The organism is Methyloparacoccus sp. NF-16, assembly GCF_056880625.1.
Map to the genome: position 1 here is coordinate 2326422 of NZ_CP174130.1, position 21877 is coordinate 2348298.

The 21877-nt window shown below is 64.6% G+C and carries 18 protein-coding genes; 14 read left to right on the forward strand and 4 right to left on the reverse strand.

Annotated features, from left to right (window positions below; translation table 11 throughout):
• Window positions 1–300: 300 nt before the first annotated feature.
• The 6 genes from ACH5N8_RS11085 to ACH5N8_RS11110 all read left to right on the forward strand — a co-directional run bounded on the left by ACH5N8_RS11085 (window position 301) and on the right by ACH5N8_RS11110 (window position 6679).
• The gene (locus tag ACH5N8_RS11085) at window positions 301–852 is read left to right on the forward strand and encodes an STY4534 family ICE replication protein (RefSeq protein ID WP_483281353.1); all 552 of its coding nucleotides are present in this window, start codon (window positions 301–303) and stop codon (window positions 850–852) included.
• A 55-nt stretch (window positions 853–907) separates the two neighbouring features.
• A complete protein-coding gene (locus tag ACH5N8_RS11090) occupies window positions 908–1519 on the forward strand; it encodes a DUF3275 family protein (RefSeq protein ID WP_483281354.1) in 612 nt (203 codons plus the stop codon).
• An 89-nt stretch (window positions 1520–1608) separates the two neighbouring features.
• Entirely contained in the window at window positions 1609–1974 is a 366-nt protein-coding gene (locus ACH5N8_RS11095) for a hypothetical protein (RefSeq protein WP_483281355.1), read from the forward strand.
• Between the two features lie 84 nt (window positions 1975–2058).
• Window positions 2059–3891, forward strand: a complete 1833-nt coding sequence (locus tag ACH5N8_RS11100; protein ID WP_483281356.1) for a DUF6094 domain-containing protein — start codon at window positions 2059–2061, stop codon at window positions 3889–3891.
• Window positions 3892–3993: 102 nt separating this feature from the next.
• Window positions 3994–4299 carry a hypothetical protein gene (locus tag ACH5N8_RS11105; protein ID WP_483281357.1) on the forward strand — a complete coding sequence of 102 codons (306 nt, stop codon included), beginning with the start codon at window positions 3994–3996 and terminating at the stop codon, window positions 4297–4299.
• A 109-nt stretch (window positions 4300–4408) separates the two neighbouring features.
• On the forward strand, window positions 4409–6679 hold the full coding sequence (locus ACH5N8_RS11110; RefSeq protein ID WP_483281358.1) for a helicase-related protein: 2271 nt from the start codon (window positions 4409–4411) through the stop codon (window positions 6677–6679).
• Between the two features lie 95 nt (window positions 6680–6774).
• Here ACH5N8_RS11110 and panE read toward each other — a convergent pair whose 3' ends face one another.
• A complete protein-coding gene (gene panE / locus ACH5N8_RS11115; RefSeq protein WP_483281359.1) occupies window positions 6775–7701 on the reverse strand; it encodes a 2-dehydropantoate 2-reductase in 927 nt (308 codons plus the stop codon).
• 111 nt (window positions 7702–7812) lie between these two features.
• On the opposite strand from panE, the gene ACH5N8_RS11120 reads away from it, so the two are divergent.
• From ACH5N8_RS11120 to ACH5N8_RS11155, 8 genes are all read left to right on the forward strand, one after another.
• Window positions 7813–8409: a helix-turn-helix domain-containing protein gene (locus tag ACH5N8_RS11120; protein ID WP_483281360.1), complete on the forward strand. Its 597-nt coding sequence runs from the start codon at window positions 7813–7815 to the stop codon at window positions 8407–8409.
• A 179-nt stretch (window positions 8410–8588) separates the two neighbouring features.
• The gene (pilL2, locus tag ACH5N8_RS11125) at window positions 8589–9173 is read left to right on the forward strand and encodes a PFGI-1 class ICE element type IV pilus protein PilL2 (protein WP_483281361.1); all 585 of its coding nucleotides are present in this window, start codon (window positions 8589–8591) and stop codon (window positions 9171–9173) included.
• Entirely contained in the window at window positions 9170–9817 is a 648-nt protein-coding gene (locus ACH5N8_RS11130; protein ID WP_279870453.1) for a hypothetical protein, read from the forward strand. Before pilL2 ends, ACH5N8_RS11130 begins: the two co-directional genes overlap by 4 nt.
• Window positions 9818–9831: 14 nt before the next feature.
• Window positions 9832–10578 (forward strand): TIGR03759 family integrating conjugative element protein, encoded by a 747-nt coding sequence (locus ACH5N8_RS11135; RefSeq protein WP_483281362.1) that lies wholly within the window; start codon window positions 9832–9834, stop codon window positions 10576–10578.
• Complete coding sequence (locus tag ACH5N8_RS11140; protein WP_151181684.1) at window positions 10563–11141, forward strand: lysozyme family protein; 579 nt, start codon at window positions 10563–10565, stop codon at window positions 11139–11141. Before ACH5N8_RS11135 ends, ACH5N8_RS11140 begins: the two co-directional genes overlap by 16 nt.
• Window positions 11138–11689, forward strand: coding sequence for an integrating conjugative element protein (locus tag ACH5N8_RS11145; RefSeq protein ID WP_009463804.1), 552 nt, complete (start codon window positions 11138–11140; stop codon window positions 11687–11689). The genes ACH5N8_RS11140 and ACH5N8_RS11145 overlap by 4 nt, the downstream gene beginning before the upstream one ends.
• Before the next feature lie 10 nt (window positions 11690–11699).
• The gene (traD, locus tag ACH5N8_RS11150) at window positions 11700–13859 is read left to right on the forward strand and encodes a type IV conjugative transfer system coupling protein TraD (RefSeq protein ID WP_483281363.1); all 2160 of its coding nucleotides are present in this window, start codon (window positions 11700–11702) and stop codon (window positions 13857–13859) included.
• Window positions 13856–14605 carry a TIGR03747 family integrating conjugative element membrane protein gene (locus ACH5N8_RS11155; protein ID WP_483281364.1) on the forward strand — a complete coding sequence of 250 codons (750 nt, stop codon included), beginning with the start codon at window positions 13856–13858 and terminating at the stop codon, window positions 14603–14605. Before traD ends, ACH5N8_RS11155 begins: the two co-directional genes overlap by 4 nt.
• Before the next feature lie 85 nt (window positions 14606–14690).
• On the opposite strand, the gene ACH5N8_RS11160 is transcribed toward ACH5N8_RS11155, so the two are convergent.
• The 3 genes from ACH5N8_RS11160 to ACH5N8_RS11170 all read right to left on the reverse strand — a co-directional run bounded on the left by ACH5N8_RS11160 (window position 14691) and on the right by ACH5N8_RS11170 (window position 21871).
• Window positions 14691–17318 carry an AAA family ATPase gene (locus ACH5N8_RS11160; protein WP_151181588.1) on the reverse strand — a complete coding sequence of 876 codons (2628 nt, stop codon included), beginning with the start codon at window positions 17316–17318 and terminating at the stop codon, window positions 14691–14693.
• Window positions 17319–17432: 114 nt separating this feature from the next.
• Window positions 17433–20168 carry a DEAD/DEAH box helicase gene (locus tag ACH5N8_RS11165; protein WP_483283184.1) on the reverse strand — a complete coding sequence of 912 codons (2736 nt, stop codon included), beginning with the start codon at window positions 20166–20168 and terminating at the stop codon, window positions 17433–17435.
• Window positions 20168–21871, reverse strand: coding sequence for a site-specific DNA-methyltransferase (locus ACH5N8_RS11170; RefSeq protein ID WP_483281365.1), 1704 nt, complete (start codon window positions 21869–21871; stop codon window positions 20168–20170). The genes ACH5N8_RS11165 and ACH5N8_RS11170 overlap by 1 nt, the downstream gene beginning before the upstream one ends.
• Between the last annotated feature and the right edge of the window lie 6 nt (window positions 21872–21877).

Genomic DNA, 21877 nt, shown 5'->3' on the forward strand with positions numbered 1-21877 from the left:
GAATGCGGATGGGCGCAAATTCCGATTGCCGCTCGCCTGCACACCACCCTGACGCCACGCTCACTGCCATGTTCCGCTGACTTGCGTCAGCAACATGCCCAGGTCGTCACGATCTTCAAGACGACGACGCGGTTCCGACCGCGTTGATCACACCAGTTCGCACCGGCATCCATGCGCGAACAGCCATCGGTTCTCGATGGCGATGCCATCAAACTGTTCCATCAACCCACGCGGGGGTTCCACACCTTCCCCGCCTTGGGTCGGGTGTGTCTCCGCCTCATTGTTCCCAGGAGATTCACCATGACCACTTCCAACGAAAAATCCTACTTCGATCTGCACATCACCGGCCTCGGGTATCTCAATCGCATCCGCGAAGTGAAGCCCAAGAAAGGCGATGCGTTCCTGGCCTGCGACATCGCGGCCCTGAACGGTCCCAGCGATGACGTCTCGTATGTGCGTTTCGACACGCGCGTATCGGGGTCGGAAGCGCAGCACCTGGTGCGCCGCTGCATCCAGGCGGTCGACGCCGAGAAGAAGGTGATGATCGGCTTCCGCCTGGGCGACCTGTGGACCGACACCTTTACCTACTCCAAGGGGAAGCGTGCCGGCGAGCAGGGGGTGAGCCTCAAGGCCCGCCTGCTGTTCGTCAGTTGGATCAAGGTCGACGGCAAGCTCGTCTACAAGTCCGAACCCAAGCCGACCGAGACCGACGAGCGGGAGCCGGAAGTCCCTGTGACGTCCGACGCGCCCGCTGCGCAGCAAGCCTCGGCACCGGAGCCTTCCGAGCCCGTTGCCGATGCTGCCGACGACGCAGCCGATGCCCCCGCACTGGCCGTTGCCGAGTCGTTCTGATCCGCAAGGCCCCATCCCCGGGGCCTTGTCTTCTCTTCGTCAGCAGGAGACCTTCATGATCACCATCCCCGGCCAACTGGCCATCAAGACCATCCACGGCAGGAACGGCGACTTCAACGTCGGCCGCCTGGCGACCTCGATCGGCGAGTTCGTCGTGAAGAACGCCGAACTCGATCAGTACCGCGAGGGCAAGTACGACGGTGATTTCGTCATCGTCGAGATTCGCCCCTCCACGTACAACGCCAACGGCCGCATGGTCATCGAGATCCGCGCCCATCTGGGCGGGATGACGCTGTCCAACATCGACGCCCTGAGCCGCGACGAGGCCCGCCGGCTGAGTCCGCAGGAAGTCGATCCGATCGACGAGGAAGCGCAGGCGCCCGCGCCGGCAACGCCCCCGGCCAAGCCGAAGGCGAAGCCGCGCAGTCCGCGCGATCCCCTGGTCGATACCACGCCGTTCGGCAGCGAACCGGCCCCCGTGTCCGCTGCAACCTCGGCCGAGGCAGACGACGCGGCGCTGTTCGGTGCTTTGTGGCCCCTGGGCGAGACCGTGAAGCTCGATGCGACCGTGGATCGTCGTGTGCTGCGTCAGCAGCGCGACCGTCTCGACAAGCTGGGCTACGAGTTCGCCCCGTTGTCCCAGGACTGGCACCTCAAGGCTGCCTGATCCATCCGCCGCCTCGCGCGGCATTCCGCCACCCGCCGGGGTTCTCCCCCGACGGGGAGGGCTCCGGCCTTTTCTTCAAGGAGACCCTCATGGGCTGGACCTTCATTCGTCAGACGCGCGATCAGTTGATCCGCGAACTGCTCGCTCCGCAGGCGTCCGAACGCGCTTGCTGCGAAGTCATCGACCACACACTGGACGGCGACGTTCTGTGGACCGTGGTTCGCGTCACCGCCAGGCAGGCGGGCGTCATGGGCCTCGCGGCCGGTGAGTCCGCCTGCTACATCGGCTGCCATCTGCTGGAAAGCGCGGGCGGCGATTGGGGCTACAAGTCCCTCGATGAGTCCGTGCATCCGTACTACTACTCGTGCCCGCTGCGCTATCTCGACATGGCGCCGGTGCAAAGCCCCGAGTGGCGCGAGCGGGTTCGCCGCTTCCACGCGGGGCGTGCCGTCTAGCGGCACGCATCTTCCTTCACCCACCCAGGGCGAGCATGGCCCCGCGGGCTGTGGTCGCTCCTTCATCTCCAAGAGGACATCACCATGCCCGCACCTTCTTCCGCGAAACCGCTGTACCGCATCGACGAATGCCCCGACCTCATGGCCGACGCTTGCGTCGGTGACGAGCAGGGCAATCTCGTCTTTCTCTCGATCTGGGCGCGCGACACCGCCGTTCAGGAGTTCCTCGCCCGTCTGACCCTCGGCCGGGACGAACAGGGGCTGGACCAGTTCCACCTCATCACCGAGCAGGGCGCATCCATCCCGGTCTTCGTCGGCAACGTCGAGAACCTGGAGAAGCGCATCACCCGCGCCTATCGGCGAACGCTGTTCGGTTCGCTGACGAATGTGTGGCTGTTCGATCGTCGCTGCGTGAAGCCAGACAAGGCCAACGCCAGCGCGCTGGCGCTTCTGCCCAGGGATTCCGCCCGTCGGCTCGACCGGCTGTGGACGCTGGTGCAGGACACCTGCCCGCTGCCACTGCTCGACCACTGGCGCGACACCGTGCTGGAGCTGTTGCAGACACGACGGATGCTGACCGGTCTTCCCTTGGCCCTCGGGCCGCTGGAAGGCCATCGGCTGGCCCTCGATGTCCCGGCGCTGACGAAGGCGTTGGGCGAGCTGATCCGCAACGGCACCCTCGGCGCCACGCAGTACGAACTGGCCGCGAACGCACCGCTTCGGCGTGTGGCGTGTGGCGTGAGCCATCCCCACGGGCATGCGCGCCGCGCGTGCCCGCCTTCATTCATCCATCACCAGGAGAAATCCATGGCACTCATGTTTCCGCGCCTGGCGCGCAACTTCATACGTAACGGATACTTCCCCACCGACGAGCCGACATTGGAGCGGGCCTTGTCCGCACTGGCGCCGTCTCCCGGCGCCATGTCCATCCTCGATCCCTGCGCCGGCGAAGGCGTGGCGATTGCCGAAGCCGCCCACGCCCTCGGGCGCGAGCAGGTCCAGGCCTTCGCCGTCGAGTACGACGCCGAGCGTGCCCGCCACGCACGGCAACTGGTCGATCGCTGCATCCACGGTGACCTGATGGACACGCTGATCTCGCGCCAGTCCTTCGGGCTGCTGTGGCTGAACCCGCCGTATGGCGACCTAAGCAAGGACGTGAACGGCAACATCGGCTATCAGGGCCAGGGCCGTGCGCGGCTGGAAAAGCTGTTCTATCAGCGCGCGCTGCCGCTGCTGCAGTACGGTGGCGTGCTGGTCTTCATCGTGCCGTCCTACGTGCTCGACGCCGAGCTGGTCGGATGGCTGACGCGCCACTTCGCCGACCTGCGTATCTACCGTGCGGTGGAGACGCAGTTCAAGCAGGTGGTGATCTTCGGCCGTCGGATTCGCCAGCGCGACCAGGCGTCGGAGTCGGTCAAGGCCGTGCGCGGTCTGCTGCTGCAGATCGGACAGGGCGACGCCGAGGCCGAGGAACTGCCGCTCGAATGGCCGTTCCTGCCGTACACCGTCCCTGCCAGCCCGGCCGAGCCGGAGCACTTCTATCGCGTGACGATGGAGCCCGAGCAGTTCGCCGATGAAGTCGGCCGGCTACAAGGACTCTGGCCGGCGCTCGATACCCACCTGGGCGCCGCGCAGCAATCGCTGCGTCCGCCCGCGCGGGCCTTGTCGCACTGGCATCTCGCCCTGGCCCTGGCCGCAGGCGCGATCTCCGGCGTGGTGAAGTCCAAGAGCGGGCGCGTGCTCGTCGTCAAAGGTGATACCCACAAGGAGAAGACCCTCCAGACGGAATACACCGAACGCGACGACGGCTCCGTGGCCGAGACGCGCATCCTCACCGACAAGTTCGTGCCGGTCATTCGTGCATGGGATCTGACGCCGGGCTCCGCCACGCGGGGCGAGGTGCTGACCATCCGCTGATCGCTGTTCCCTGACGGTTCGCCGTCGCTTTCATCCACCCACCGGGGTCACGTTGCCCCGATGGGGGTGCCGTGGCCCCTTCGTCCACAAGGAGAAACCACCATGGCACTCGCAATCCTCAACCTCGCATCACAAGCCCGCTTTTCGCCCGGGCAAGTGGTCATGACCGCCGGCGTCGACGAGTTGGTCCGACAGGGCCGGCTCAACCCCTCGCCGTACCTGTGCCGCCATCTTCATGGCGATTGGGGCGACCTGGACGACAGCGATCGGCGGCAGAACGACGCCGCGCTGAAGTCCGGCGAGGATCGCCTGTTCTCGTCCTACCAGGTCACGCGCGACCTGAAGCTTTGGATCATCACCGAATGGGATCGCAGCGTCACCACGCTGCTGCTGCCCAGCGAATACTGATCCGCATCCAGCGGCACCTACAGTTTTCTTTGCCGCGTCTTTCTTCCCACCCAGGGGCATGTCACCGCCCCGTGGGGGGGTGCATGCCCCATTGCCTTGGAGCATCACCATGTCCCTCGATCTCGAAACCGTTCCCGAAACCGCTGTGCAGGGCGACCTGCTCGAAACGGCCGCTTCACCCCTCACGCTCAGCCTGCAGGACTTCGTATCGGAGTTCGGCGACGAGTTGCTCGATTCGCTCAACCGCGCCAATCCTCCGGTCTACACCGGCCAGGCGCGGGTGCATCGGCAACTGATACTCGCCGCGCTCAAGCGCAAGCTGTTCCCGGCGCAAGCCGATGTGGTCCATGCCGTCACCGAGCTGTTGGTCGATCGTGGCGAACGCGCCGCGATCGTCAATGGCGAGATGGGCTGCGGCAAGACGACGGTGGGTATTGCCACCGCCGCCGTGCTCAACGCCGAAGGCTACCGCCGCACCCTGGTGCTCTCGCCACCCCACCTGGTTTACAAGTGGCGGCGCGAGATCCAGGAGACGGTGGCAGGTGCCAAGGTCTGGGTGCTCAACGGCCCGGACACGCTGGTCAAGCTGCTGAAACTGCGCGAGCAGTTGGACGTGCCGGCCCAGGGCCAGGAGTTCTTCGTCCTGGGCCGCGTGCGGATGCGGATGGGGTTCCACTGGAAACCTGTCTTCGTTCGCCGACGCACGCTTCACGGCGACGTGGCGGCGTGCCCGGATTGCGGGCATGTCATCACCGACCTCGACGGCGAGCCGATCAACCCGGCCGAGCTGGAAGCCGAGGAGTTCCGCCGCAAGTGCAGCCACTGCCATGCACCTCTGTGGTCCTTGATCCGTCCCAGAGGCCTGTCCGCCAGCGACCAGTCTTCGACCGTGCTCAAGGCACTGAAGCGTATTCCAACCATTGGCGAAGTGACAGCGCAGAAGCTGATGCAGAAGTTCGGTGACGCCTTCCTCGCGTCGATGCTCGGGGACAACATCCACGAGTTCATCAACCTGATGGATGGCAACGGCGAGCTGGTCTTCTCGGACCGGCAAGCCCATCGCATGGAACGTGCGATGGCCAACATGGAGTTCGGCTTCGGCGAGGGCGGCTACCAGCCGTCCGAGTTCATCAAGAGGCAGCTTCCCCAAGGCACGTTCGACCTGCTCATCGCCGACGAGGCGCACGAGTACAAGAACGGCGGTTCCGCCCAAGGCCAAGCCATGGGGGTGTTGGCGGCCAAGGCGCGCAAGACGCTGCTGCTCACCGGCACGCTGATGGGCGGCTACGGCGACGACCTGTTCCACCTGCTGTTCCGAGCCCTGCCGGGGCGGATGATCGAAGACGGCTACCGGCCGACGAAGAGCGGCAGCATGACGTCGGCAGCGATGGCGTTCATGCGTGATCACGGTGTCTTGAAGGACATCTATTCCGAGAGCACCGGCACGGCGCACAAGACGGCCAAGGGCACCAAGGTATCTGTGCGCACGGTCAAGGCGCCGGGCTTCGGCCCGAAGGGCGTGCTGCGTTGCGTGCTGCCGTTCACGGTCTTTCTCAAGTTGAAGGACATCGGTGGCAACGTGCTTCCGCCCTACGACGAGGAGTTCCGCGAAGTCGCGATGGACACGGCGCAGGCCGCGGCCTACCGCGATCTGGCGGGTCGGCTGACCCAGGAGCTGAAGCAGGCCCTGGCGAAGCGCGACACGACGCTGCTCGGTGTGGTCCTCAACGTTCTGCTGGCCTGGCCAGACACGTGCTTCCGGTCGGAAACCGTGGTGCATCCACGCACGCGCAACACCTTGGCGTTCGTACCGGCTCAGTTCAACGAGTTGGAGGTGATGCCCAAGGAGCGCGAACTGATCGAGATCTGCAAGCGGGAGAAGGCAGAAGGTCGCAAGACCCTGGTCTATTCGGTCTATACCGGCACGCGCGACACCACGTCGCGTTTGAAGGTGCTGCTGGAGCAGGAAGGCTTCAAGGTGGCGGTACTGCGCGCGAGCGTGGATGCCTCCCGCCGCGAGGACTGGATCGCCGAGCAGTTGGATCGTGGCATCGACGTGCTCATCACCAATCCCGAGCTGGTGAAAACCGGCTTGGACCTGCTGGAGTTCCCGACCATCGTGTTCCTCCAGTCGGGCTACAACGTGTATTCGCTGCAACAGGCCGCCCGGCGCTCCTGGCGCATCGGCCAGAAGCAGCCGGTGCGCGTGATCTACCTCGGCTACGCCAACTCCTCGCAAATGACCTGCCTGGGGCTGATGGCCCGGAAGATCATGGTGTCGCAGAGCACGTCGGGCGACGTGCCGGAGTCCGGGCTCGATGTCCTGAATCAGGACGGAGACTCGGTGGAAGTCGCGCTGGCACGACAGTTGGTGTGCTGACCCTCACTGCTTCACTTCAACGGCTCCTCCGGGGGCCGTTCCTTTTTTGGGCCATCCAGACGGTGACATCGATCCGGGAAGTGGAAGACAGGGCCTCATCCACCGCCATGGGCCATGCGGGTCGCCTCGTAGGCCTGCATGTGTGCAAGGCTCACCCTCAGCAGCGGAGCATCCAGTCGAGCTTCATGCGCACGACGCAGCATGTCCCCAATGATGTGCTCATGCTCGGTGGGGCCACCACGTTGCAGATCGCGCAGCATCGATGCGGTGCCGGTGGACCCGCGCTCGGACAACGTCGTGAACATGCGGGCATAGGCGTCCTGCGAGGGGATGTACCCTGAGGCGGCGGCGGTCGCCACGCATTCGCCGAGCATCTGGCGCATCAGCGCTTCGCCATCTTGTGCCTGCACGATTGCGCCAACGGGCGCGCGCATCAGCGTGGTCATGCCGGCATAGGTCGTGAGGAATACGAACTTCTCCCACATCTCCTGCAGGATGTCCTGGCTCAACACCGGTGCGAAACCGCCGCGCTCCATCAATCCATGCAGCGCCTGCGCCGCGTCCTGCTGGCTGTCGGTGCGTGCACCGAGGGCGAGGCGCTGCAGCGTGTTGAGATGCTGGATTTCACCGGCCGGGCCGAGCGCAACACCGATGTGGCACAGGCCGCCCAGAACGCGCTCGGCGCCGAAGCGCGCATCCAGGTGATCCAGATGCCGCACCCCATTGAGCAGCGGAACGATGCATGTCGAGGGGCCGATGGCGGGCGCGATGGCAGCCATCGCGCCCTCAAGATCGTAGGCCTTGCAGGCCACCAGCACGGCATCCACGGACGGCGGTGCCTCGACGACTGTATTCACGGGAACGGTCAGATCACCCAAAGGGCTCTTGACGACGAGCCCGGTCTCGGTGAGTTGGGCGGCGCGTCTCGGCCGGACCAGGAAACGCACGTCCACGCCGGCCGCAGCCAGACGCCCGCCGAAATAGCCTCCGATCCCGCCAGCACCCAGCACCAGAAGACGCATGGCCATGCTCCTGTTTGAAGTTGATAATTTCTACTATAGTAGAAATTCGTTGCGCGATCGATTTCAGCGTCCTCATAACCCCACGCATCCATCCTGACTTGATTGCGGCCCATGCCGAATTCCTCCGCTCCCCAGACCAGCCCGAAAGGCGAGCGCGCCGAAGGGCTCCCGGCCAATCTTCGACGTCTGCGCCTGGAGGCGCAGTTCACCCTCGATCGGCTCGGGGAGTTGTCGGGCGTGAGCCGCGCGATGATCTCCAAGATCGAACGTGGCGCCTCGGTGCCCACTGCCACGGTGCTGGGCAAGCTTGCCGCGGCATTGCAGGTCAGCCTGTCTCAACTCCTGGGGGGATTCCATGCGCGCCAGCCCAGGCTTCATGGCAGGGAGCGCCAGGCGGTCTATCACGACCCCGCTTCCGGCTTCGAACGCCGTTCTCTTTCGCCGCTGTTCGAGGACGGCGCGGTCGATCTGGCCTTCAACGTGTTGCCACCGGGCAAGTCCGTCGAGTTTCCCCCGCACCATGCAGGCGTGGAGGAGTTTCTCGTCGTGCATGAGGGGGCGCTTGCCGTGGTCATCGACGGAAGGCGCTTCGACGTCGCTGCCGGAGATACGTTGTTCTTTCCTTCGGATTGCGTGCATGAGTTCCGCAATGAAGGCGGCGAGCCGGCTGTCTTCTATATCGTGATCAACGATCGGACGCGGCGGTAGGCGGCGAGATCGCCCCGGCACGACCATTCGCCGCGGCATGATCCCGACATGCATCCTGGCGACCGCGTGGTTGCCGGCATTGCTTTCGGCAAATCGGGAGCCGACGGATTCGCTTTGTTTGCTGTGACAAAGGGCCGGCGCGGCGATGGTGATGGCTCGTTGTTTCAGGACACCGATCCATGCGCCCATCCTGCCAGTCCTTCCGTATCGCCGGACGCAGCAACCTGACCCGTTTGCCCGGCTTGCTCCTGGCCGCCATGGCCAGCGGCTGCGCGATGACGAACACCGCGCCATCGGCGCCCGCATCCGAAGTCACCGACATCGCGCCCGAAGCCGTGACGGAGTTCGTGCCGGTGACGCGGTATGGCCGCTACACCCTGGTTGAACTCGCGCCCACAGCGGCCCAGTACGACCTGTTGCTGCAAGTGGTGGATGCGGAGATCCCCGGCACGCTGGGCGCCACCGTCGGGGATGCGCTCCGGCACCTCATCCTGCGTTCCGGCTACCGGCTGTGCGATGAACAGTCCCCCGATCTGCTGGCCTTGCCGCTGCCGGCGGCTCACTACCGGCTCGGCCCGGTCCTGCTGCGCGACGCGCTCTTGACCCTGGCCGGTCCCGCCTGGGATCTGCAGGTCGACGACGGCGAGCGGAAGGTGTGTTTCATCCGTAGCCTTCGGGAGGCCCGGACGCCGCACGAGCCCACACCACCCAAGACCAGCAATCCGGCGGAGACCCCTCCGCTGATCCGGGAGGTTTCGCCATGACCATCCGGGACTCGGCGACTGGCCAGCGCACGACGCTGCTGCGGGTCGCGGCCGCAACCTGGTTGTTGCTCGTCAGCGCGGTGGTGCTGGTGGATCACATGGCCTTGTCCGGGCTGGCTGAACAGACCCAGGCCTTCGCGCCCACCGCGCAGGTGTCCCTGCTCGAATCCCGAGTGGATGGCCTATCGCATCGGGTCGAACAACGCCATACTCAGCCCGCCGCCTTGCCGCAGGCGCGCTACGAGCAGGACACCGCGGCGTTGGACCAGCGGCTGGCGGCGATCGAGCTGGCGCAGGCCCAATACGCCGCCACCGATGCGCTGCACGCATTGGAAACCCGCGTCACGCGACTGGAAGCCCGCCCGGGCTCGCGCCAGCCCAAGCTGCCCGCACCACGGCCATCCCAACCTGTGGCGGCCCAACCCAAGCCTGTTGAGCCTTCATTCCGCCTGATCGGAGTGGAACTGCGTGCGGGAGAACACTTCGTGTCGGTGATGCCTGCCGATGGCACCGGTTTGGCCGATGTCCGCCTGCTGCGCGCCGGAGAGTCGGAGGGTGGCTGGCGACTGGACGGGATCGAGCGCGATGGCGCCGTCTTCCGGCAGGGAGACGAGATCCGCAGGCTGCCCATCCCGCCCCGATAAGGAGGCCCACACCGATGGTCCCGCGCCACTTGACCCCGACGTTGCTGGTTGCATTGCTGGCCGCCTCCGCCATGCAGGCGGCGCTCGCGCAGCCCACCGGCGCAACCACCGCGGCCAGGACGGCGCCGAGCCGTGAAGCTCCTGCGGCCATCGCTCGCAGCGACGAACAGCGGGCGCAGGACTGGGGGCTGCGCACGGATGAATGGACGCGCTATCGCGAGTTGATGCAGGGGCCGCTGGGCGTCTACTCGCCCAGCCTCGACCCGCTCACCGCCCTTGGCATCGAAGCACGTTCCGACGAGGAGCGCCGCCGCTACGCGGAATTGCAGGTTCGGGCCGAAGCCCGGCGGGTCGAGAAGACGCTGGCCTACCAGCGTGCCTACGACGCCGCCTGGCAACGGATCGCGCCGGGCATGGCGAGGGTCAACCTACCCGGGGCCAAGCCGACCGGCGCGGGCACCGCCATCGCATCAGGCACCGACCGAACCGCCATCTTCGTGAAGGACGGCTGTACCGCCTGCGACCAGGCCGTGCAGCGGCTGCAGGCGTCGGGCGTCGAGTTCGATGTCTATGTCGTCGGCAGTCGCGCCGACGACGCGCGCATCCGTGAATGGGCACGCCGGGCCCGTATCGACCCGGCGAAAGTGCGCGCCCGGTACATCACTCTCAACCATGACGGTGGCCGCTGGCTGTCCCTCGGCCTGCAGGGCGAACTGCCCGCCGTCGTGCGCCAGGTCGGCGGCCAATGGCAGCGACAGTAGGCCTCGCGCGTCTCCCGCTCCTGCTGCTGGCTTGCTGGGCACTCGGCCAGGCGAAGGCGGGGGAGGTCCCGCCGCCGGCCTACCAGTTCGCGGCACAGCGCGCGGGCATCCCGGCGGAGGTGCTTTACGCCGTGGCCTTGCAGGAGAGTGGCGCCCAGTACCACGGCCGCCTCGTGCCCTGGCCCTGGACGCTCAACGTGGCCGGGGCATCGCGTCGATTCGCCACCCGTACCGAGGCCTGCGCCGGCCTGCACCAGGCATTGCGTGACGTGCCGCGCACCCGCATCGACGCTGGCCTGGGCCAGATCAATTTGGGCTACCAGCGTCACCGCTACGACCACCCCTGCGAACTGCTCGATCCCTATCGGAACCTGGCGCTGGCCGCGCAGATCCTGCGCGAGCAGCACGCGCCTGGCCAGGACTGGCTGATCACGATCGGCCGCTACCACCGTCCCGCTGGTGGCGCACCCGCTGCGCGCTACCGCCAGAGTGTTGGCCGCCACTTGGCCCGCGTACTGGGCGAGCCAGCGCGGGGCTCGGATACCCGGAGAACCCTGCCATGAAGCCTCGAATCTTCCGTCCGGCTACGCGGTGGCTGATCGGCTTGCTGCCGCTCGTGTCCGTGCCAGCCGCTTTCGCACAATCGCCGCCCTTGATCGTCGTCGAGGATCACGGCGGTGCCTCCGCGCTGCCTTATTACCAGGCCCTGGACCTGCAACCGCGCACCGGAAGCAGGCCATCTCCCAGGATCGAGATGCCACGCCTGCCCGAAGGGCCTTCTGGCGAGGCGGCCATGCTGCCGGTGCGTTCTGCCCATTTGGCCCCTGGCGATGTGGCTCCCCGGGCGATCCAGGCGCCTGGGCTCACTCCGATGTTCCTGGTTGGTGATGACCAGCGCTCCCATGCCTGGCTGCGCCAGCGTGCCCCGGCGCTGCGCGAGCTCGGGGCCGTGGGGTTGGTGGTCCAGGTCGAGTCACCACGGGCACTTGCGTCACTGCGTGCCCTGGCGCCCGGGCTGATGTTGGCGCCGGCGTCCGGGGACGAACTGGCCAGGCGCCTGGGGCTGCGCCACTACCCGGTGCTGGTGACCGCCACCGGCATCGAACAGTGAGGAATGCCCGATGGCCCAGCCGCACGCCGTCGAAGTCCTGCTGCGGCCAGCGGTGGAGCTATACACCGTTGCCGTATGCGCAGGCGCCGCGGTGGTGTGCGTGGTGGCACCGTGGTCGCTCGCGTTGAATCCGGTACTCGGCCTCGGCAGCGCGCTGGCCTTCCTGGCCTTCGGCGCGATTCGCCTGCGCGATGCCTGGGCGATCCTGCGCTATCGCCGCAACATCCGCCGCCTGCCGCGCTACGTGATGACCAGCCACGACGTGCCGGTGAGTCAGCAACGGCTGTTCGTCGGCCGCGGCTTTCGCTGGGAGCAGCGACACACGCACCGGCTGATGCAGACCTACCGGCCGGAGTTCCGCCGCTATGTCGAGCCGACCGCGATCTACCGGGCCGCCCGGGGGCTGGAGGAGCGGCTTGAGTTCGCGCCGTTTCCCGTCTCGAAGCTGGCGCGCGCGTTGGCCTGGGACAGCCCGCTCAACCCGGCGCGGCCGCTGCCGCCGGTCGGCGGAATGCCGCGCCTGCATGGCATCGAACCGCACGAGGTCGACGTCACCCTGCCGCTGGGCGAGCGCGTCGGCCACACCCTGGTGCTGGGCACCACGCGCGTGGGCAAGACGCGGCTGGCCGAGTTGTTCATCACGCAAGACATCCGCCGCAAGGTCCGCGGCGAGCACGAGGTGGTGATCGTCTTCGACCCCAAGGGCGATGCCGACCTGTTGAAGCGCATGTACGTCGAGGCCAAGCGTGCCGGGCGCGAAGGCGAGTTCTACGTCTTCCATCTGGGCTGGCCGGACATCTCGGCGCGCTACAACGCCGTCGGCCGGTTCGGGCGGATCTCCGAAGTGGCCACGCGCATCGCCGGACAGCTCTCGGGCGAAGGCAACAGCGCCGCGTTCCGCGAATTCGCCTGGCGCTTCGTCAACATCATCGCGCGTGCCTTGGTGGAGCTGGGGCAGCGGCCGGACTACCTGCTGATCCAGCGACACGTCATCAACATCGACGCGCTGTTCATCGAGTACGCCCAGCACTACTTCGCCAAGAACGAGCCGAAGGCCTGGGAGGTCATCGTCCAGCTCGAAGCGAAGCTGAACGACAAGAACATCCCGCGCAACATGATCGGGCGCGAGAAGCGCGTGGTGGCCCTCGAACAGTACCTGTCCCAAGTGCGCATCTATGACCCGGTGCTCGACGGCCTGCGCAGCGCCGTGCGCTACGACCGGACGTACTTCGACAAGATCGTCGCTTCGCTGCTGCCGCTGCTGGAGAAGCTCACCACCGGCAAGATCGCGCAACTGCTCGCACCGAACTATTCCGACCTGTCCGACCCGCGGCCAATCTTCGACTGGATGCAGGTCATCCGCAAACGCGCGGTGGTCTACGTGGGGCTGGATGCGCTGTCCGACGCCGAAGTCGCGGCGGCGGTGGGCAACTCGATGTTCAGCGATCTGGTCTCGGTCGCCGGCCACATCTACAAGTTCGGCATCGACGACGGGCTACCCGGCGCCGCGGCGGGCACCAAGATTCCGATCAACGTCCATGCAGACGAATTCAATGAACTCATGGGCGACGAGTTCATTCCGATGGTCAACAAGGGCGGCGGTGCCGGCGTGCAGGTGACGGCCTACACGCAGACCTTGAGCGACATCGAGGCGCGCATCGGCAATCGTGCCAAGGCCGGCCAGGTCATCGGCAACTTCAACAACCTGTTCATGCTGCGGGTGCGCGAGACCGCCACCGCCGAACTGCTGACACGACAACTGCCGAAGGTGGAGGTCTACACCACCACGCTGGTCAGCGGTGCCACCGACAGCTCCGACATCCACGGCCCGACCGACTTCACCAGCAACGCGCAGGACCGCATCAGCACGTCGAGCGTGCCGCTCATCGAGCCCGCGCACGTGGTCGGCCTGCCCAAGGGGCAGTGCTTCGCCCTCATCGAAGGCGGCAACCTATGGAAGATCCGCATGCCGTTGCCGGCGCCCGATCCGGACGAGGCCATGCCCCGGGACCTGCAACAACTGGCTGGCTACATGCGCCAGCACTACGCCGAGGCGGGCGAATGGTGGGAGGGCAACGGGCAGCCCCCGTTGCACGACGACGACGCGTTGCCAGCGAATCTGGCCGAGGAAGTGCAAGAAGGCACGCCGGATGAAGAGGCCCCATCGTGAAAGAGCCCGCCGCGACCGCCGAGCGACAGCAGGCACGCCAGCGCGGCCTGGTCGCCAGCGTGGTCACGCTGCCATGGCGCCTGTTCGGCGTACTGGTCGCCTCGCTGCTGCTGTCCATCGTCATCGAATGCGTCGGCATGCACCTGTTCTGGCCCGACCAGGGCTGGCGCCACGCGCAGGGCATGCTCGACTACGAACTGAACCAGCTCTCCACCCATTTCACCCGGAGCGCCGTTGTGCAGGAGCCGGGACGCACCGTGCGCTGGCTGGTGGAGAGCACCTACGAGTGGGTTTTCGTGAAGACGGGCTTGTTGGACTGGATGCGCGACGCCTCGGCGCAGGCTAGCGCACCTAGCCGAGGCGTGCACCGGGACTTCCGCTATTACCTAGCCCAGGTCTATGTCTGGACCGAGCGCTATCTGATTGCCGCCGGCTTCACCGTCCTGACATTCATCGTCCGCCTGCTGGTCTTGGTGCTCACGCTGCCGCTGTTCCTGCTCGCGGCCTTCGTCGGCCTGGTCGATGGACTGGTTCGCCGCGACATCCGCAAGTTCGGCGCGGGGCGGGAATCGGGCTTCGTCTACCACCGGGCGAAGGCGGCCTTGATGCCGCTGGCGGTGTTGCCGTGGGTGACCTACCTGGCGTTACCGGTGTCATTGCACCCTTTGATGATTCTGCTGCCCAGCGCGGCAATGCTCGGGGTGGCAATGAACATAGCGGTCAGTAGCTTCAAGAAGTACCTGTAGAAAAGACGCTGTGCGGCCGTACGCATGAATCAGCTAGACACCTCTCTGCACAAACAACGTCAGCATGTGTGCGAGAAACTCCGCGCTAGGAAACCTTCTTCTGCCTGTCTCGCAGAGACACGGCCCAGTCTTTCAAAGCCTGGATGTCCTGAAAGAGATCAGTAGGTGGTGGTGGCGCGGCATTCCTGCCGCTGGACGGATCGTGTGCGTCAACAATGTCGCAGCACTTCTTGAATCCCGCGGCGAAAGCATCGCAGTCAGCCTCGGTGAGCGTACTGACCTTCTTCAGGTCCTTGGCATTGATGTAGTCCCTGTGGCGTTGAATAACGCGGACGAAAGCAATGTCCTCCAGGCCGCGCTCCCATGTGGCGCGCAGCGCGTTGTAGAGCTTTGCGACCTCGACCGCGTACTCATCTTCCTGGTTGTTGTCATGCAGCAGCTTTGCCGCACGCGCCGCCTTCTCCAGCTTGTCGATGCGATCTTCGACGCTCTGGGCCTTCCAGGGCAGGCCGTCGGCCACCATACCGGCTCCCGCGGCGCCACGACTGAGCGTCGTGAGCCGCACTGCCCGCCCGGTCTTCGTCGCGTGGTCATTCAGATCGTTCACAAACACCAGATCGTGCGTGAAGACGATGACCTGACGGTTCTCCGCTTCTTCCACGAGACGCTTGGCCACCTGCCCACGCCAGCGATGGTCCAACGAGGACACCGGGTCATCGAAGACCAGAGCAGAGCGGTGCATCGCGGTGGCAAGCTCGGTCATGAAGGCGGCCAGCGCCACGCAGGTCTTTTCCCCTTCGCTCAGGATTTCGTGGACCTTGGCATCCGGCTTGGCGAAGAGGCGCACCTGATACTGCGGTGAGCCGTACTTGCCGCCGGAGCGCACGATTTCGACGCGAACCTTCGAGGCCGCAAGCCTGACAATCTCTTCCTGAAATCTGTCGCGCAGCCGAGGCGTAATCACGGTGTCGGCAATGTCATTGCCCATCTTGGTGATGGTGTTCGTCGCCGTATCGCCCGCACACTCGGTCAGAAACCGGATGGTCTTCAGCCGCTGGATTTCGTCAGTGACGACTTGCAGCATGCCGGCGAGCAGCGCGCGGTCGCTCAGCTCGGCGAAATCGGCTTCGAGCTTCTTGCGTTCGTCCGCGTCAGCGGACTTGCGCAGTTCGGCGGCGTAGTTGCGGATCGTGGTCTGAAGCTGGCTGAGATCAGGCAGCGGCGACTGTGGAACGGGCGGAAGCTGTACCTCGCCGTTTCCGCCCAAGGCTTTGAGCAGAACGTGGCGCCGCAGCCGGGCTGCGGCGATGAAGCGGCGCGTCTGCTGCTGCAGCGCCTCATTCTGGAGGCCCAGCTCATCAAGACTGGCCTTCACCGCCCGCGTGCCGATTGCTCCGGCAGCTATGGTCTGACGTGCGGTCTGAGCTGCCTTCTCTGCCTCGCGTGCCAGCTGTTCCGTGTCCTTCTGGATGAAGTCCTCGAAGCGTGCCATTCGTGCACGTGCCTCAGCTTCCAATGGCTGCTGGCAAAGCATGCAATGCGCGTCTTCGGCCGACGGCGGAAACGGCTGTCCGGGGTATGCGATCTCCGTTGAGTAGCGTCGGGCGGAATCCCAAAGCACCCGCCATGTCTCGCCGCCGACCCCGGCAAGGGGTTCGCCCGTGAAGGCCTTCTCCGCGGCAAGACGTGCAGCGTCCCGTTTCGACTGTGCGTCCTTGGCGAGGGCAGCGGCTGCCAGCAGCTCCTCATCGGTGGTTCTGGCTGCAACGCTGTTCACCACGGTAATCAGCCGCATGACGTTGTCGGCTTTGACGGTCTGTTCCGCCGCTGCCTTGGTCGGATTCTTCGACAGGTCTTCCCGCAGACGCTCAAGACGGGCGCTTTCGTCTGCCGAGAGCGCCGCCAGGGCTTCAATCTTCTTTGCGTCTGTGTTGGCGTTCAGCGCGGCAAGCGCCTTCCCCACGGCCGTGGTGGCCTTCCAGGTCGGCGCCGCAAAGATCGGATTGCGGGCCTTCTCAAGCTGCTTCTGTTCAGCTGCGAGAGCATCCTTCACCGCCTGACAGGCTGCAGCAAGCTCATCCGGTACGTCCAGACCAAAGGGCCGGAATGCAACTTCGTTCTTCTCGCGGATATGCACTGAGGCGCAGTCGCTATCGAACACGCTCACTGCAGACAGCGTTGCATGCGGATTTGTGCCGTTCTGCCACTGTTCGACCGGCTGCGGCACACCGCCGACCGCGTACGCGATGTTCGCGCCGACGTGCTTCGGGGGCTGATCGGCATACACATTGGGTTCGATTTTTCCGGCATGCCTTGCACGACATGCACGCTTCAGGATGCGTGCGTAGCCGGACTTGCCCGCACCGTTGTCGCCGTAGATGATCGTAATTCCATTCGGCTCGAAGCCGAGGGTCTGGCCGGCGGCAAGGTTGTTCACGCCGGTCACGTCGGCGATCGACAGAAGCGATACCGCAGCGGTCTGACCGGGGTTGGCCGGGAGGTGGGCCTTCTCCAGCGGTACCGCTTTCAGCGCGCCTACGGGTGCACCTTTGCCCTGTTTGCAAAGGTCCACGAGTTCGCCGATATCGGCGTCCGTCAGACGGCCGTTTGCGATGATGCGGCGCAGGGCGTCACGCTGCCAGAGTGGACGATCCTTTGACCAGTCCAGAATCGTTTCCAGGACGGTCTTCTGCTGTGCGGCGGGTTTCTGCATTTCTTGTTCCTCTTCCCTGCCGGTTCATCATGCCCGCGAAGCGGCAAATCTCCGCCTCCTGGGTGCCGCGCCGGAATCGCTTTTGCTTACCGAACTTGATCGAGGGCAACTCAATTACGCCTTGACCTCAAAGCGCAGGTAATCCGCGAGCCGTTTCGACTCGCTGACTTCGTCATGGGGCACCAGCAGGTACTTCCAGGGCTTGGTGCCTACGCTCGCCGCATGATCGGAAGCGTGCTTGCACCAGCGCATGGCGGCTGCGGCCTTGGCCTGCACCTCCTGCGTGTTGATGTCGGCGCGCGCCTTCGTCTCTACCATGAGGATGGTCGCGTCCGTCTCGGCCACGAAGTCGGGGATGTACTCCGGCTGCTCAGTGCCAAGCTTGTAGTAGATCTGGAACTGCCCCTTCGCAGGCTTGAACCACTTCGTCGCGTCGCGCTCCAGGATGATGGCGAAGCGCCGTTCGGTATCCGAGTCGAACTTCTGCAGCGGGTACAGGCAACGCGCGAAGCCGCCGAATAGCATCTGCTTGATGCGACTGGTCTCAGTCACGGTCTCCCGGAAGTGGTGAGCCGTTTGGCCCGCCGTGGCAGTGTAGTTGCACGGCTTGAGTTCGGTGAAGCCGCGACTGACCTGCACCTCGTACTCCGTCGCCTCTTCCCAGAAGTGGGCCATCATCTGCGCGTGGATTTCGTGCGCGATCAGGCGGCGGTCACGATCGAGGACGCTGATGGCTTCGTCCTCGGACAGGTAGCCGCGCAGGTGTTGCACCATCTGGCCCGCGAGGTCGTAGAGCAGATCGGCGTGGGTGAAGTAGTCGATGTCGTCGAAGTCCACCAGCGCGTGGACGATGTAGTCCTCCGGGCGCAGCTCCTTGAGCCCAACTTCGGCGGCCAGGGTATCCTGCTCGTTGGTGCGCAGGTTATGGATGACGATCTCGCGCTCACCCGGCTGGAGATGGAGCTGGCTCACATCCAGCTTGAAGGCGTGGAAGCCGGTCGTGACCTCGCCAGTCGGCACCACTGCGATGCGCGGGATGTCGATGGTCTGCTGCACCACGATTTCGGTGGTCTTCGCCACCACGGCGGACAAGTCAAGTGCAGGGACTGATTCATCCACGCCCGCGAGCAATTCGCCTTGCAGCGGCTTCAACCGCTCCGCCACCTCCGCGAGGATTTCCTTCTGCACTTCGGGTCTCAGCAGCGCGCTGCTGGTGGGCACTAGATCGCGCTTGACCTCGTACTTGCCGATGACGTCCATGACCACACGCGCGGCCTGCTTCTCCGCCTCCGTGGTGAACACCGGCTTGGGCGCGGGGACTTCCGCTCCACTTTCGACGGATGAAACCCCTGTAACCAAGACCGGTGCCTCCGTCAGACCGAGACGCGCCGTCGCTCCGGACTCGACCTGCACGCTGACCTTCTTGTCGTCGGCGCTCGGCGCATCGAGGATGACCTGCTTCAGGCGAATCGGCGAGTCGCCGCGGTTGGCCTCGTCGATGATCTCCTGGAACTTGTCGTGCGCGACGATGTTCAAGCGATCCACCGCCGCGACGCCCGTGCGTTTGCCGTAGGGCAGTCGCAGGCCGCGCCCGATGGACTGCTCGATCAGCGTGCGGGCATTAGCCGCGCGCAGCGGAACGATCGTATAGAGATTGGTTACGTCCCAGCCTTCCTTGAGCATGTTGACGTGAATCACGATCTCGGTCGGCTCGTCCACGCTCTCCACGGCCAACAGGCGCGTGATCATCTCTTCTTCTTCCGCGCCAGTACGGCTGGAATCCACCTGGATCACCTTGCCTTGGTAGCGCCCCTCGTAGAAGGCTTCTGACTCCAGAAGCGCCAAGAGTTGCCCCGCGTGCGTGGTATCGCGCGCGATGACGAGCATGAAAGGCTTGACCGGCTTGACGCCGTTCTCGCGGGCATAGGTGAGCAACTCGACTTTGGTCGTCTCGTGCAGGCGCACACCGTCTTCCAGTTTCGTCTTCTCGATCTCCTCGGGCGTGTGCGCCTTGGCGTCGAAGTTGCGCTGGGTCACCACGGCAGGCTCCTTGACGAAGCCATCCTCCATCGCCCGCGCCAGCGGGTAGTCCATCACCACGTTCTTGAACGGCACCGGCCCGCGGCTGGACTCGACGAACGGCGTCGCCGTCACTTCCAGACCGAATAGCGGCTGGAGTTCGTTGATGGCGCGCACGCCGGCGCTGGCCCGGTAGCGGTGCGACTCGTCCATCAGCAGCACCAGGTCAGACAGACTAGCCAGATGGTTGAAGTAGCTGTCGCCCAGCACTTCCTTCATCCGCTTGATGCGCGGCTCCTTGCCGCCGCGCACCTCGGAGTTGATCTTGGAGATGTTGAAGATGTTGATGCGCACGTCGTGAGCGAAGCCCATCGACTGCTCATCCACCGCCGCGCCGGTCTGGTCGTAGTTGTCGCCGGTGATGATCAAAGGGGGCTGCTGCGCGAATTCGGCGATCCCCTTGAACACGTACTTTGGCGTGTTGCGCGTGAAGTCCGTGATGAGCTTGTTGTAGATCGTGAGGTTGGGCGCGAGCACGAAGAAATTGTTGATGCCATGCGCCAGATGCAGGTAGGCGATAAACGCGCCCATCAGGCGGGTTTTGCCCACGCCCGTGGCCAGCGCAAAGCACAGCGAGGGGAAATCGCGCTCGAAGTCCTCCAGCGTAGGGAACTCCGCCTTCAGCGTGGAAAGAATGGCCGCGACATCCCGATCGTGGCTCAACAGCTCGGGCGCGACCCCAACGGCATGCGCCAGCCGCTTCAGCGACTCCTCCTGAGGTGGCCGCAGCGACAGGCGACCGGTCACGGCGTGCAGAACGCGGCTGTTCATCATTCATCCTCCCCAAACAACGCGCCCTGGCCCACATCCGCAGCCGGCGCCTTTTTGCTTTTTTTTCTGCTTGCTTCAGCCTGTGCCAAAGGCTCAACGGGATCAGGCTTGGCCATCGGCAGGTTCGCCACGTTCAGGCTGTAGTCGTCGCGCCCCCATTCGCAACGGGACAGCACCATCTTCGGAATCTTCTTCAGCGTCAGGTTCGGCCAGCGCTCCGCCGCTTTGGCAGCCGTGATTCCGTGGAAAGCGGCGCAACACACCAGCAGGCTCCGTTCCGGGCCGACTTCATCGGCCAGCGCCTGCAACTGCTCGGCGGATAGGTTCTGCGTGGTGACGTAGATGAAATCGCGCTCGCTGGAGTGGCCGTGCTGCCACCAGTGCATTTCCGACGGCGCGTAGTTGAAGCCTTCCAGCTTGGCCAACGCCTCGGCAAGCATCGCCGCGTTGTACTCGGGGTTGATAACCGGATTGCCCCAGCGGTCGTTGATGATTAGCGTAGGGGCGAGCCGGTAGTAACGGAAGCCACCGCCACCTGCCCAATCAACGTCATCAGTAATACCGCCAGGATCGTCACCGTCGATGACCTTTACGAGCCGTGGGATAACGTGAGTGTGACAGTGCTCCCCCAACTCGACCATGATCCAGCGACGCCCCATCTTGTGGGCCACTACGCCGGTAGTTCCCGATCCCGCGAACGAATCAAGAACTATGTCACCCTCCTTGCTGGCGATGTGAAGAATCCGCTGGAGCAAAGCCTCAGGCTTAGGCGTAGCAAATGGAGTAGCAAAGAGCACTTTCTGCTCGGTCATTGCGGACTGCGTGCTGCCCGCTTCGCTTGCAGGCCAAATGGTTCGAGGGACAACCGGCTCCGCATCCTCAAGAAACATCTTGAGCCGTGGCACCTTCGACTTCCCATCTTTCCCCCAGTACAAGAGATTTTTCTTCTCGTTCTCTGCGTGGGTGTCCTTCCCATATCGCCACGTAAGAGTTTCAGGCGGGAACACCTGTTCACCCGTATTGGGGTTGACGATTGGGTAGTAAAGATTCGGGCGCTCCTCCCTAGTCTTGTTGCCCGTGTATGTGACTGAATTCCACGGACCCCGGGAGTCGTTGTCTGGGTTCTTGTAGTAGGAGTTTTGACCTTCAGTGCGCGGAAGCCGATTTGGCTTCCACAGCGGCTTGTTCTTTGCGTAGACCAGAACAAAGTCATGGTCAGAGCTGAAATACTTTGCATCGTTGGCGGGCGAAACTCGCTTCGCCCACACGATGCTCGAAACAAAATTGGAGCGGCCGAACACTTCGTCGCACAACACCTTCAAGTAGAAGGCTTCGTTGTCATCGATGGTTATCCAGAGAGATCCTTCGTCAGAAAGAAGGCGCTTGATGAGTTCCAGCCGGTCTCGCATCAGGCCGAGCCATATCGAATGCTCAAGTCCGTCGTCGTATTGCGCGAAGGCGCTCCCGGTGTTGTACGGCGGATCGATGAAAACGCACTTAACTTCTCCCGAGAACTCGTTCTCCAGCGCCTTTAGAGCCAAAAGGTTGTCGCCGAAGATCAGGCGGTTGTCGAAGATGTCGCCATCCGTCACGCGATGCTTGGCGTGATACGAATTCTCTGGATCTTCCAGCAGGATGCGCGGCTCCAGCTTGGGCCGCTTCTCCTTCCCGATCCAGGTAAGTTCTAGTTTTTGTTTGCTCATGACATC

Excerpts from the sequence above, each read along its gene's own strand:
- ACH5N8_RS11085 (WP_483281353.1), top strand. The coding sequence starts at position 301 with ATGACCACTTCCAACGAAAAATCCTACTTCGATCTGCACATCACCGGC.
- ACH5N8_RS11090 (WP_483281354.1), top strand. The coding sequence starts at position 908 with ATGATCACCATCCCCGGCCAACTGGCCATCAAGACCATCCACGGCAGG.
- ACH5N8_RS11095 (WP_483281355.1), top strand. The coding sequence starts at position 1,609 with ATGGGCTGGACCTTCATTCGTCAGACGCGCGATCAGTTGATCCGCGAA.
- ACH5N8_RS11100 (WP_483281356.1), top strand. The coding sequence starts at position 2,059 with ATGCCCGCACCTTCTTCCGCGAAACCGCTGTACCGCATCGACGAATGC.
- ACH5N8_RS11105 (WP_483281357.1), top strand. The coding sequence starts at position 3,994 with ATGGCACTCGCAATCCTCAACCTCGCATCACAAGCCCGCTTTTCGCCC.
- ACH5N8_RS11110 (WP_483281358.1), top strand. The coding sequence starts at position 4,409 with ATGTCCCTCGATCTCGAAACCGTTCCCGAAACCGCTGTGCAGGGCGAC.
- panE (WP_483281359.1), bottom strand. The coding sequence starts at position 7,701 with ATGCGTCTTCTGGTGCTGGGTGCTGGCGGGATCGGAGGCTATTTCGGC.
- ACH5N8_RS11120 (WP_483281360.1), top strand. The coding sequence starts at position 7,813 with ATGCCGAATTCCTCCGCTCCCCAGACCAGCCCGAAAGGCGAGCGCGCC.
- pilL2 (WP_483281361.1), top strand. The coding sequence starts at position 8,589 with ATGCGCCCATCCTGCCAGTCCTTCCGTATCGCCGGACGCAGCAACCTG.
- ACH5N8_RS11130 (WP_279870453.1), top strand. The coding sequence starts at position 9,170 with ATGACCATCCGGGACTCGGCGACTGGCCAGCGCACGACGCTGCTGCGG.
- ACH5N8_RS11135 (WP_483281362.1), top strand. The coding sequence starts at position 9,832 with ATGGTCCCGCGCCACTTGACCCCGACGTTGCTGGTTGCATTGCTGGCC.
- ACH5N8_RS11140 (WP_151181684.1), top strand. The coding sequence starts at position 10,563 with ATGGCAGCGACAGTAGGCCTCGCGCGTCTCCCGCTCCTGCTGCTGGCT.
- ACH5N8_RS11145 (WP_009463804.1), top strand. The coding sequence starts at position 11,138 with ATGAAGCCTCGAATCTTCCGTCCGGCTACGCGGTGGCTGATCGGCTTG.
- traD (WP_483281363.1), top strand. The coding sequence starts at position 11,700 with ATGGCCCAGCCGCACGCCGTCGAAGTCCTGCTGCGGCCAGCGGTGGAG.
- ACH5N8_RS11160 (WP_151181588.1), bottom strand. The coding sequence starts at position 17,318 with ATGCAGAAACCCGCCGCACAGCAGAAGACCGTCCTGGAAACGATTCTG.
- ACH5N8_RS11165 (WP_483283184.1), bottom strand. The coding sequence starts at position 20,168 with ATGAACAGCCGCGTTCTGCACGCCGTGACCGGTCGCCTGTCGCTGCGG.
- ACH5N8_RS11170 (WP_483281365.1), bottom strand. The coding sequence starts at position 21,871 with ATGAGCAAACAAAAACTAGAACTTACCTGGATCGGGAAGGAGAAGCGG.